Raw genomic sequence first — 10,650 nt, 5'->3', positions numbered from 1 at the left:
GCGAAGTAGAGCGAGTGTCCGGACAGTCGCTCTACCTCGCCGGGTCCTGGGGGGTGAGGCCTTCCAGGGCCGCGGCGGCCGCGTCGTCGATCACCAGGGTGTTGGCGATGCCGCCGCGCACCGCTGCCACCAGTCCCGGCGCGACGGCCGCGCCGTAGCCGATCGCGATCACCTGCGGCGTCGCGGCGAGCTGTTCGAGCGTCACGCCCACCACGCGCTCGTCGAGGCTGGTGCGGACGGGGCGGCCCTCGGCGTCGAACAGGCGGCCCGAGCACTCGGCGATGGCGCCCGCCTCGGTGGCCGCCTGCTGTTCCTCGGCGCTGATCTGCGGGAACACCGTGGACGTGCGCTCGGACCAGTGGCCGATCGCGACGACCGCGACGTCCAGGTGGTCGGCCCGCGCCAGCGCGTCGGCGATCTCCGGCTGCCTGCGCAGGCCCGCGGCGGTGGCGGCGTCGGCCACGAGGAGCGGCGACCAGACCGGCCACGTCCGCACGCCGGGCATCTGGGCGAACGTGCTGATGAGGGCCAGCGAGTTGCCGCTGCCCTCGACGGGCAGCGCCCCGACGAGCTGGACGACGTCGCACTGCGGCAGCCGGCCGATGTGCCGCACCGCCGCCTCGACCGTGCGTGACCAGGAGACGCCGACCGTCGCGCCCTCGGCGATGTGCTCGCGCGTGGTGCGGGCGAGCTCGACCGCGACGTTCTCCCGGGTCGCGGCGGTGTCCGCACCGCTGGCGGCGATGAGGACCTCGCGCAGCCCCAGGCGGGCGGCGAGGCGGGCGCCGCGTTCGCCGTCGGCCCGGGGTGGCGTGATCTCTATGCGGACCACTCCCTCGTCCCGGGCCTGCGTGAGCAGGCGCGCCACCTGAAAACGGGAGATGCCGCGGTGGCGCGCGATCTCGACCTTCGACTTGCCGTCGAGGTAGTAGTCGGTGCTCACGTCGACCATGAGGTTCGAGGTGGGGTTCGAGCTGAGGTTCGAATCGGGCTGGGTCACCTGCGTCCTCACTCCCGCAGGCGGCGGCGGGAACATCTGAGCGACTTGTCTCGGAGGGCCTTGCTCACCTGAGCATACCGAACTAGTCTGCGGTTGCAGATGAGCAAAGCCATATTCTCAAATGAGCGCGGCGTGGCTGCCGTGCCGACCACGAGGGTCGAGGAGAGGACGAGGATGTTCCGACCTCCGAGGAGTACTTCGGTGAGAGCGACGCTGACGGCCGCCACGGCCGCCGTCGCGCTGGCCCTGACCGGCTGCGCCGGGGCGGGCGCCGTGGGCGGCGGTGACGGCGAGCAGATAGTCGTCGCCATCGTGTCCAACCCGCAGATGCAGGACGCGATCTCGCTGCAGGACGAGTTCCGTGCCGCCCACCCGGGCGTGGACGTGCGGTTCGTGTCGCTGCCCGAGAACGAGGCCCGCGCCAAGATCACGGCGTCCGTCGCGACGGGCGGCGGCGAGTTCGACGTCGTCATGATCTCCAACTACGAGACGCCCATGTGGGCGGAGAACGGCTGGATCGAGAACCTGCAGCCGTACATCGACGCCACGGACGGGTACGACGCCGAGGACTTCGTCCCCAGCGTCCGCGAGGCGCTCTCGTACGACGGCGACATGTACTCGGTGCCGTTCTACGGGGAGTCGTCGTTCCTGGCCTACCGCACCGACCTGTTCGAGCAGGCGGGGCTCGAGATGCCGGCGAACCCGACGTGGGACGAGGTGCGCGAGCTGGCGGCGGAGCTCAACGCTCCCGAGGAGGACTTCTCCGGCATCTGCCTGCGCGGCCTGGCCGGCTGGGGCGAGGACATGGCGACCATCACCACCGTCATGAACACGTTCGGCGGTGGCTGGTTCGACGCGGACTGGAACGCCACGCTCGACTCCCCGGAGAGCCGCGAGGCCATCGAGACGTACGTCGACACCCTGCAGTCCTACGGGCAGCCGGGTGCCGCGACGTCGGGCTTCGGCGACTGCCTCACCCGCTTCGCCCAGGGGCAGTCGGCCATGTGGTACGACGCGACGTCCATGGTCTCCTCGGTCGAGGACCCCGCCTCGTCGACCGTGGCGGGCAACGTCGGCTACGTGCCGGCACCCGTCGCGGACACCGAGTCGTCCGGCTGGCTCTACACCTGGTCGCTGGCCATCCCGTCCACCAGCCGGCACAAGGACGCCGCCTGGGACTTCGTGTCCTGGATGACGAACAAGGAGTACATCGAGCTGGTCGGCAACGAGCTGGGCTGGGAGCGCGTGCCACCGGGCAGCCGGCTGTCCACCTACGAGATCCCCCAGGTCGCCGAGGTGTCGCAGGCCTACGCCGACGCGACGCTGGAGTCGATGAACGGGGCCACCCAGGAGTCGACGATGACCCACGACGTGCCGTACCCCGGCATCCAGTTCGTCGGGATACCCGAGTTCCAGGACCTCGGCACACGTGTCGGCCAGCAGATGTCGGCCGCGATCGCAGGGCAGATCACCGTGGACGAGGCCATCGCGCAGTCCCAGCGGTACGCCGAGACGGTGGCGGAGACCTACCAGGCGGAGGAGGGGCGATGAGCACCTCGACCATCGACCGGCTCGAAGGCGCGCGCAGGGCGGCGCGCGGCGAGGCGTCGTCGCGACCGGTCAGCAGTGCCGAGACGTGGCGCCGGCGCGGGCCGCTGCTGCCCGCGCTGATCTTCACCGTCATCGTCACGCAGCTGCCGTTCCTGCTGACCATCTGGTACTCGCTGCACTCGCGGAACCTGCTGCGTCCCGAGTCGGACCTGTTCGTCGGCCTGTCGAACTACGTCGACATCGCCGTCGACTCGACGTTCCGCCAGACCGCCTGGAACTCCGTGGTCATCACCCTGGGCTGCGTGCTGGTGGCGATGGTGCTCGGGATCGCGCTCGCGCTGCTGCTGGACCGCCCGTTCCTCGGACGCGGCGTGGCCCGCACCATGCTCATCACGCCGTTCCTGGTGATGCCCGTGGCGACCTCGGTGCTGTGGTCGGTCGCGCTGCTCAACCCGACGTACGGCCTGTTCAACTGGACCCTCGGCTTGTTCGGCATCGAGGCGGTCGACTGGACGTCGACCTACCCCGTGATCGCGATCCTGATGGCCCTGGTGTGGCAGTGGACGCCGTTCATGATGCTGCTCGTGCTCGCCGGCCTGCAGGCCCAGCCGAAGGACGTGCTCGAGGCGGCCTCCGTCGACGGCGCAGGCACGTGGCTCACCTTCCGGCTGATCACGCTGCCGCACCTGCGCCGCTACATCGAGCTGGGCGTGCTGCTGGGGATCATCTACGTGGTCAACACGTTCGACCAGATCTACCTGATGACGGCGGGCGGGCCCGGTACGGCCAGCGCCAACCTGCCGTTCTACATCTACCAGCGTGCGTTCCTTGGGTTCGACGTCGGGCAGGCCGCCGCCATGGGCGTCGTCGTCGTGATCGCCACGATCATCGTGGCCTCCGCCGCGCTGCGCCTGATCTTCCGCAGCTTCGAAGTCAAGGAGTGACCATGTCTGTCGCTACTCCCATGGCCGCCTCACGCACGACCGACGCACCCCGCGGCACGAACCGCCGCGTCTCCGGTGGCTTCCTGACCACCCTGACCTGGCTGCTCGCCATCGGGTTCTTCTTCCCGGTCGCATGGATGGCCATGACCGCGTTCAAGCAGGAGAACCAGGCCGCGTCCGACCCGCCGACGTGGTTCTTCACGCCGACCCTCGACCAGTTCCGGGCCGTGCTCGAGAGCGGCTCGATGGTCTACGTGGGCAACTCGGTGATCGCCACCGGCGTCTCGACAGTCCTGGTGCTGCTGCTCGGCGTGCCGGCGGCGTACGCGCTCTCGATCCGGCCCGTGCAGAAGGTCAGCGACGTGCTGTTCTTCTTCATCTCCACCAAGATGCTGCCGGTGGTGGCCGTGATCGTGCCGATCTACGTGATCGCCGGCCAGCTCAAGGTGCTCGACAACATCTGGACCCTCGTGGTGCTGTACACCGCCATGAACCTGCCGATCGCGGTGTGGATGATGCGGTCGTTCTTCATCGAGGTGCCCGGTGAGGTGCTCGAGGCTGCGTCGATAGACGGTGCGGGCCTGATGCGCACCATGCGGTCCGTGCTGCTGCCGATGGTGGCGCCAGGCATCGCGGCGACGGCGCTGATCTGCGTGATCTTCGCCTGGAACGAGTTCTTCTTCGCGCTCAACCTGACCGCGTCCCAGGCGGCGACCGTGCCGGTGCTCATCGTGTCGACCATGACGAGCGAGGGCCTGTTCCTCGCCCGGCTCAGCGCGGCGGCGCTCCTGGCGTCGCTCCCCGTGATCCTGGCGGGCTGGATCGCCCAGAAGCAGCTCGTCCGCGGCCTGTCGATGGGCGCGATCAAGTAGCTGCCGCACGCCGGCCCCGTTGAGTGCTGGGTATTTGTTGGATTGAGTCGTATCAACCCGCAAATACCCAGCACTCAACGAGGGCGGGTCATGGGCGGCCTAGGTGGTCCATGAGGGTGTCCAGCAGCGCCTCCAGGTGCATCGTGCTCCCGGTCGCCCGCAGCACCTGGACCCCGCCCTGGATGCCGGCCACGAAGGCTGCGGCGGCGCGGTCGGGGTCCAGGTCCGCCCTGATCTCGCCCTGCTCCTGCATGACGACGACGCCCCGCCGCACCCGTTCCTGCCACTGGCCCAGCAGCTGGGTGACGACCTCTGCCGCACCCGGCGTGCTCGACACCTGGGTCATGAGCGCGCCGAGCGGGCACAGCCGGCCCTGCGCGCGGTACCGGGCGACGACGGCTTCGCGCCACGCCGACCACGACTCCCACGTGTCGAGCCTGCTGAGGTGGGGCTCCTGGTCGGTGAGCACACGGTCCGCCTCGTGTCGCGCGACGGCGAGCAGGAGCTGTTCCTTGCCGTCCGGGAAGTAGTGGAAGAGCTGACCCTTGCTGGTGCGGGTCACGGCGCGCACGTCGTCGAGGGTCACCGCGCCCGGGTCGTTGCCGCGCAGGTACTCGGCGGTCCCCTCGATGATGCGCTGCCGGGTCGCCTGACCCTTCGGGGTGAGCTTCACCGAACCGACGGTAGGAGCAAAGTTCTGGACTTGCTAGTCCAAAAATGGATTCCTACCGTCGCAGGCATGACGCAGACAACCGAGAGCGCGCGCGAGAGGCCGGCTCCAGGACCGGACCGCCCTCGTCACCGGATCCACCAGCAACATCGGCCGGGCGATCGCGGAGGCGCTCGCGGCCGAGGGGGCGCACGTCGTCGTCTCCGGCCGCGACGAGCGGCGCGGCGAGGCCGTCGTCGCTGCCATCCGGGCGGACGGCGGCAAGGCGGACTTCGTCGGGGCCGACCTGGACGGCAGCCCGGAGGCGAGTCGTGACCTCGCGGACGCGGCCGCCGAGGTGCTCGGCGGCCGGATCGAGATCCTGGTGAACAACGCCGGCATCTACCGGTCGGCACCGACCCTGGCCGACACCGACGCCGAGAGCCTCGACCGGCTCTACGCGGTGAACGTCAAGGCGCCGTACTTCCTCACCCAGGCGGTGGCCCCGCGCATGGTGGCCGACGGCGAGGGCGTGATCGTCAACCTCGGCTCGTGGGTCGCGCGGCTCGCCGGCCCGACCGGAGGGGCGTACGCCTCGACGAAGGCCGCTCTGGAGTCGCTCACCCGGTCCTGGGCCGCCGAGCTCGGGCCGCGGGGCGTGCGGGTCAACGCGGTCTCGCCGGGTGTGATCCGACCGCCCGACCTCGACCCGTCCGTCGCGTTCTCCGAGAACATGACCGTGGGCACTCCCGCGGGTGCGCCCGGGCACCCGGACGCCATCGGCGCGGCAGTGGTCTACCTGGCCTCTGACGACGCGCGGTTCGTGCACGGCACGGTCCTCGACGTCGACGGCGGCCGCACCGGGGTCGCGGTCGTGGCCGGATGACCATGCACTTGCTGCCAGGATCGACCTGGTCCTGGCAGTAGCTGCATGGTCGGACGTGCAGGTGAACCTCCTGATCTTGCCTGTAGCCGCGTCGGGGCCGGATCCCTACCCTGGGTGGAGAAGGCTTGCCGGCGTGGGCAGGGCACCGGGCAGGCCACTCGCACAGAGGGTCGGGGGTCAGCGTGTCGAACGAACGCAGATCGGTCGAGAGCAGGTCCGCGCCGAGGGTGCCGCCGCGGTGGTTCGTCCGCACCGTCTGGGGGCTGCATCGCGGCGTGTACCGGATCACCGCCGGCAGGGTCGGGCTCCGCAGGCCGCGGGGACGCAGCTGGGGGACCCTGCGCCTGACGACCACCGGGCGCAGCACGGGGTGCGAGCACAGCGTGATCCTCGCCTACGTCGAGGACGGCCCCGACCTCGTCTGCCTGGCGATGAACGGCTGGGCCGACGGCGAGCCGTCCTGGTGGCTCAACCTGCAGGTGCACGCCGAGGCCACGGTGGACCTGGCCGACGGGTCCCGGTTCGTGCAGGCGCACGCCGCGCAGGGCATCGAGCGCGAACGCCTCTGGGCCAGGTGGCAGGAGGTCGACGCGAACCTGGACGCCTATGCGGCGCTCCGGTCTACCGAGACCGCGGTGGTCGTCCTGCGACCGCGGCCCGAGCCGCGGCGGCTGTCATAGCGTCGCCGTCGCGAGTGCCTCCTCCTGCCCGTCGAGAGTGATCTCGATCCGGTCCACCTCGGTCATCGGTATGGCCGACGACGCGTCCAGGTCCGTCGTGGTGCCGCCCGACCACGACCACGTGCCCGCGACGGTGCGCGCGCCGTCCTGGCCGACCAGCACCAGCTCGTACTTGACCGGCTCCGGCGGGGTGTAGTCCCCGCCCTGCTGGTCGCCGGGCTCGGGCGGGTAGTGGCAGCTCCACTCGAGGCTCGTACCCCAGTCGGTGGGTGTGACGACCAGCTCGGCACGCATGTCGGCGTCGCCCACCGGGCGCAGCTCGACGGTCCGGGCACCGGCAACGGTGGCCGTCGGCGGCGTCGTGCCCACACCGTCCGGCGGTCCGAACAGGCCGTTGCGTGCGAGCGTCGAACCACCGATCGCCCCGGCGACCACCAGGGCCGACGCCGCGACCGCCAGCAGCGACCGGCGCCGGGTGCGGGCCCTGCGGGCCGCGCCGGCGAGGCTCGTGAGCGAGACCACCGGCGCGAGCTCGGGGTCGACGTCGTACGGGGCCGGACCGCCGCCGTCGGACAGACCCGCCGTGGGCGCCTCGGCGACCAGTGCCTCCGCGTGCCCCGCCGTCAGCGTGCTGAGCAGGCCTGGCATGCCGGCGAGCTCGGCGACGGCGGCGCGGCACGCTGCGCACTCGGCCAGGTGCCGCTCGTAGGCGCGCCGGTCGCTCGGGCTCAGGGCGCCGAGCACGTACGCCGCGTCCCACTCGGCGTACCGGTCGCCGCCGTGTCCGTCCTCTGCCGGGATCATGAGGTGACTCCTTTCTCCTGCAGGGCCAGGCGCAGCGCGCGCAGCCCGTAGTGCAGACGCGACTTCACGGTGCCGGGCGCGATGCCCAGCTCGGTCGCGAGCTCGGCCACCGAGCGGCCGCCGTAGTAGGCGCCCACGACGACCGCTCGGTGCGCCGGCGAGAGTGACACGAGCGCGTCGGCGACGAGCCACGAGTCGAGCACGGCCTGGGTCGTGTCCCGTTCCTCGCGGTCCGGGACGTGACCCGTGGCCCGCTCGCGGGTGCGCCGGGCGCTGCGGAGGTGGTCGACGGTGAGGTTGCGCGCAACCGTGAACAGCCACGCGCGCACCGACTCCTCGGACCGTTCGAGCACCTCGGGGTGCCGCCACGCACGCAGCAGGGTCTCCTGCACGACGTCGCGCGCCTCCTCCTCGTCGCCCGTGCGGCGCACGACGTACCGGTACAGAGCGGCGGCGTGCGTGTCGTGCACCGCGGCGAGGAGCTGGTCCTCGGCGCCCGCGGGCGGGTCACCTGTGGTCACGATCCCGTCGCCTCCGGGTGTCGGTTACTGTCCGGGCTGCAGCTGCAGCGAGAACTCGATGGTGCCCTCATCCTCCACCGTCACGAACCCAAGCGATGGGGCTTCGACGTCGAAGTCGGCGAACGTGATCGGGATGCTGCCGATGACCTGCACGGGGTCGCCGCTGGTCGCGTCGCCCGCGACCTCCGCCTCGAACGTGGCGGGCTGCGTGACGCCGTGGACCGTGAGGTCGCCCGTGAGCTCGACCGTGGTGGCGCCCTCTTCGATCGCCGCCGGCTCGGTGAGCTCGAACGTCGCGGTGGGGAACTCGCCGACCTGCAGCGCGGTGTCGCGGAAGTAGGCGTCGCGGGGGGCCTCGTCCGTCGCCACGCTCGCCATGTCCACCTCGACGTTCGCCTCGGTGATGGAACCGCCGGCCACCGTCACCGTTCCGGTCACCTCCTCGGTGCGTCCGGTGACCGTCACGTCCTCGCCGTTCAGCACCTCGTCGAGGCGGTACCCGGCGAACGACCCGTCGGTGACGGTCCACGTGCCGGCGGCCGACTCGGCGTCGGGCAGCGGGACCGCCGACGACTCCAGGGTGGGTGCGGCGTCCGCGGTCCGGTTCGCCCAGTCCGCGTACAGGCCGGGGCCGAAGATCGCCGCCGCCCCTCCGACCACGACTATCGCCGCACCGACACCGACCGCGACCTTTGTCCCTCTGCGCACGTCCGCCCCTCTCGTTCGCGGGCCGGCGCTCTGCCGGCCTCTGCCCCTCACTACGGGTGAAAGGGGGGATCGGTTCAATCCGGGTTCGAGATGAGTTCGGGACGGCCGGGGTATCCGGCCGAACCCGATGACTTCGGTCCCTTGCCGGCGGGCGTCGGACCGAGCTCATCACTCGTGCCGACGCCGAGCTCGACCTCGTCGTGGCGGGCCACTCCGAACGTGCCCCGCGGGTAGCGGAGTCCGGAGAAGTACATGTTCGTGTGGGCGACGATCTGTTCGCCGGTGACCTTCACGCCGTCCCACTCGGTGTCCCTGGTGGTGTGCCCGTCGCTCACGAGCGTGACGTCGTAGCCGAGCGCCGCGGCACGCTGCGTGGTGGTCCGCACACAGAAGTCGGACTGCGCGCCGACCACGACCAGGTGGGTGGCGCCGAGCGAGTCCAGCACGTCGTGGAGATCGGTGGCGGCGAACGCGTCGCGGTACGCCTTGTGGACGAGGGCCTCGCCGGGCTGCGGGGTCAGGCCGTCGGCGAGGGCCCAGCCGGGAGTTCCCCGCTCGAGGCCGGGCTCGTGGTGCTGGACCCAGACGACGGGCGATCCGGTGCGGCGGGCACGCTCGACGAGCGAAGCGGACCGGGCCACGACGCCGTCCGCGTCGAAGCACCCGCGGACGACGTCGACCTGCAGGTCGATGACAAGGACGATCGGGGTCATGTGCGACATCGTCGCAGGTGTGGTGACCAGACCGTGACCGTCAGGTCAGGACGAGCAGGAGGACCCCTCCGATCACGAGGAGGAGGGCCGTGGTCAGGGCAAGGACCACCCCGTTTCGGCCGAACCGCTTGCGGATGAGCTTGGCGTTGTGCGTCATGGTTCTCTGCTCTCTCTCGGTCGCGACGATCTATCGCGACGTGGGTGAAGGGGGTGCGTCGCCGGACAGGGCGCGTTCGCGGCGCAGCAGGTCCGCGCGCCGGGCGTGCGCCCGGACCACCAGCACCGTCGAGATCGCGACGAGCGCCGCGACGGCCGCTACCACGCCCCACGCCCCGGTACCGCGCTGTGCGACCGTGCCGATGAGCAGACCGCCCACCAGCACGGACGCCGTCAGTCCGATCCAAGCGGCCACCACGCGGTCGGTCGCGAACAGCGGGACGCGGGACCGTAGGAGCCAGGTTCCCCAGGCCGCCCACGCGAGGCAGACCAGCGTGAGCAGCCCGAACCCGAGCTGGGTCAGGACCGGTAGGGGACCGGGCTCCGTCCACCACAGCGCCGCGACGAACACGGCACCGGCGACGCCGAGCACCAGCGCGGCCACGGCCCGCACGCGGGCACCCTTCGACAGCGTGCCGCCCAGCGCGGCGATGACCTCCGGTGCGGAAGCGCGAGGCTCCTCGTTCGTCATGTCAGCTCACCTTCCTGCTCGACGTGCTCGCGCAGCATGCGACGCGCACGGTTCAGCCGTGACTTGATCGTTCCGGCCGGGACACCGCAGACCTGCGCGCAGTCCTCGACGGAAAGGTCCTCCAGGTAGTGCAGGACCAGGACCTCGCGCTCCAGCACCGGGAGACCTGCGAGCCGGGCGGCCATCTCCGCTCGGTCCACCAGCGCGTCGACCGGGTCCGGTCCGGCGGCGTCGGGCCGGTCGAGGCCGTTCTCGAACTCGCCGACCAGGTCGTGCCGGTCGGAGTACTGGCCGCGCAGCCGGTTCAGGGCCGCGCGCCGCACGATCGTGAACAACCACGGGGCGAACCGGTCGGGCTCGCGCAGCCTCGGCAGCGCTCGTACGACGGCGATCCAGGCCTCCTGCGTCACGTCGTCGGCGCGTTCGGCGTCGAGCATGCGGCGCACGTAGAGCCAGACCGGTCCTTGCCAGCGCGCCACCAGGTCCTCCAGGGCGGACCGGTTGCCCAGCTGAGCCCTCACCACCAGCAGCTCATCGCTCATCTCGCCTCCTCTCACCTGTGCAGTCGCGGCGCACGGCCGTGAGGTTCACGTCCGGGCTGCACCACCTGCGGAAAGGCAGAACCGCATAAAAT

Annotated in this window: 13 protein-coding genes; 5 read left to right on the top strand and 8 right to left on the bottom strand. The window is 71.1% G+C overall.

The features are described from left to right. Positions 1 to 31 precede the first annotated feature (31 nt). Positions 32 to 1,000 carry a sugar-binding transcriptional regulator gene (locus ACFWE2_RS08980; protein WP_377223871.1) on the bottom strand — a complete coding sequence of 323 codons (969 nt, stop codon included), beginning with the start codon at positions 998 to 1,000 and terminating at the stop codon, positions 32 to 34. A gap of 174 nt (positions 1,001 to 1,174) precedes the next feature. Here ACFWE2_RS08980 and ACFWE2_RS08975 point away from each other — a divergent pair, with 174 nt between their 5' ends. Genes ACFWE2_RS08975 through ACFWE2_RS08965 form a run of 3 tightly spaced genes read left to right on the top strand, consistent with a single transcriptional unit; the run spans position 1,175 to position 4,367 of the window. Further along, on the top strand, positions 1,175 to 2,551 hold the full coding sequence (locus ACFWE2_RS08975; protein WP_377223870.1) for an ABC transporter substrate-binding protein: 1,377 nt from the start codon (positions 1,175 to 1,177) through the stop codon (positions 2,549 to 2,551). Further along, complete coding sequence (locus ACFWE2_RS08970) at positions 2,548 to 3,495, top strand: carbohydrate ABC transporter permease (protein WP_377223869.1); 948 nt, start codon at positions 2,548 to 2,550, stop codon at positions 3,493 to 3,495. The genes ACFWE2_RS08975 and ACFWE2_RS08970 overlap by 4 nt, the downstream gene beginning before the upstream one ends. 2 nt (positions 3,496 to 3,497) lie before the next feature. After that, complete coding sequence (locus ACFWE2_RS08965) at positions 3,498 to 4,367, top strand: carbohydrate ABC transporter permease (protein WP_377223868.1); 870 nt, start codon at positions 3,498 to 3,500, stop codon at positions 4,365 to 4,367. A gap of 88 nt (positions 4,368 to 4,455) precedes the next feature. On the opposite strand, the gene ACFWE2_RS08960 is transcribed toward ACFWE2_RS08965, so the two are convergent. Next, a complete protein-coding gene (locus tag ACFWE2_RS08960; RefSeq protein ID WP_377223867.1) occupies positions 4,456 to 5,040 on the bottom strand; it encodes a TetR/AcrR family transcriptional regulator in 585 nt (194 codons plus the stop codon). A 145-nt stretch (positions 5,041 to 5,185) separates the two neighbouring features. On the opposite strand from ACFWE2_RS08960, the gene ACFWE2_RS08955 reads away from it, so the two are divergent. Together ACFWE2_RS08955 and ACFWE2_RS08950 are read left to right on the top strand one after the other, a co-directional pair. Next, on the top strand, positions 5,186 to 5,902 hold the full coding sequence (locus ACFWE2_RS08955; RefSeq protein ID WP_377223872.1) for an SDR family NAD(P)-dependent oxidoreductase: 717 nt from the start codon (positions 5,186 to 5,188) through the stop codon (positions 5,900 to 5,902). Between the two features lie 275 nt (positions 5,903 to 6,177). Beyond that, complete coding sequence (locus ACFWE2_RS08950; protein WP_377223866.1) at positions 6,178 to 6,582, top strand: nitroreductase/quinone reductase family protein; 405 nt, start codon at positions 6,178 to 6,180, stop codon at positions 6,580 to 6,582. Here the strand turns inward: ACFWE2_RS08950 and ACFWE2_RS08945 are convergent. The 6 genes from ACFWE2_RS08945 to ACFWE2_RS08920 form a co-directional block, all read right to left on the bottom strand. Beyond that, positions 6,577 to 7,386: an anti-sigma factor family protein gene (locus tag ACFWE2_RS08945; protein ID WP_377223865.1), complete on the bottom strand. Its 810-nt coding sequence runs from the start codon at positions 7,384 to 7,386 to the stop codon at positions 6,577 to 6,579. The genes ACFWE2_RS08950 and ACFWE2_RS08945 overlap by 6 nt on opposite strands. Then, positions 7,383 to 7,907, bottom strand: a complete 525-nt coding sequence (locus ACFWE2_RS08940) for a sigma-70 family RNA polymerase sigma factor (protein WP_377223864.1) — start codon at positions 7,905 to 7,907, stop codon at positions 7,383 to 7,385. Before ACFWE2_RS08940 ends, ACFWE2_RS08945 begins: the two co-directional genes overlap by 4 nt. 24 nt (positions 7,908 to 7,931) lie before the next feature. Then, complete coding sequence (locus ACFWE2_RS08935) at positions 7,932 to 8,615, bottom strand: YceI family protein (protein ID WP_377223863.1); 684 nt, start codon at positions 8,613 to 8,615, stop codon at positions 7,932 to 7,934. A gap of 74 nt (positions 8,616 to 8,689) precedes the next feature. Then, a complete protein-coding gene (locus ACFWE2_RS08930; protein ID WP_377223862.1) occupies positions 8,690 to 9,328 on the bottom strand; it encodes a cysteine hydrolase family protein in 639 nt (212 codons plus the stop codon). Between the two features lie 187 nt (positions 9,329 to 9,515). Further along, entirely contained in the window at positions 9,516 to 10,016 is a 501-nt protein-coding gene (locus ACFWE2_RS08925) for a hypothetical protein (RefSeq protein WP_377223861.1), read from the bottom strand. Then, the gene (locus ACFWE2_RS08920) at positions 10,013 to 10,558 is read right to left on the bottom strand and encodes an RNA polymerase sigma factor (protein WP_377223860.1); all 546 of its coding nucleotides are present in this window, start codon (positions 10,556 to 10,558) and stop codon (positions 10,013 to 10,015) included. Before ACFWE2_RS08920 ends, ACFWE2_RS08925 begins: the two co-directional genes overlap by 4 nt. Positions 10,559 to 10,650: the final 92 nt, after the last annotated feature.

The organism is Promicromonospora sp. NPDC060271 (assembly GCF_042726755.1).
Classification (GTDB): domain Bacteria; phylum Actinomycetota; class Actinomycetes; order Actinomycetales; family Cellulomonadaceae; genus Promicromonospora.
Note: the sequence above shows the minus strand (reverse complement) of the source record. Positions and strands in the feature narration are given on the sequence as shown.

Excerpts from the sequence above, each read along its gene's own strand:
- ACFWE2_RS08925 (WP_377223861.1), bottom strand. The coding sequence starts at position 10,016 with ATGACGAACGAGGAGCCTCGCGCTTCCGCACCGGAGGTCATCGCCGCG.
- ACFWE2_RS08965 (WP_377223868.1), top strand. The coding sequence starts at position 3,498 with ATGTCTGTCGCTACTCCCATGGCCGCCTCACGCACGACCGACGCACCC.
- ACFWE2_RS08920 (WP_377223860.1), bottom strand. The coding sequence starts at position 10,558 with ATGAGCGATGAGCTGCTGGTGGTGAGGGCTCAGCTGGGCAACCGGTCC.
- ACFWE2_RS08970 (WP_377223869.1), top strand. The coding sequence starts at position 2,548 with ATGAGCACCTCGACCATCGACCGGCTCGAAGGCGCGCGCAGGGCGGCG.
- ACFWE2_RS08975 (WP_377223870.1), top strand. The coding sequence starts at position 1,175 with ATGTTCCGACCTCCGAGGAGTACTTCGGTGAGAGCGACGCTGACGGCC.
- ACFWE2_RS08930 (WP_377223862.1), bottom strand. The coding sequence starts at position 9,328 with ATGACCCCGATCGTCCTTGTCATCGACCTGCAGGTCGACGTCGTCCGC.
- ACFWE2_RS08945 (WP_377223865.1), bottom strand. The coding sequence starts at position 7,386 with ATGATCCCGGCAGAGGACGGACACGGCGGCGACCGGTACGCCGAGTGG.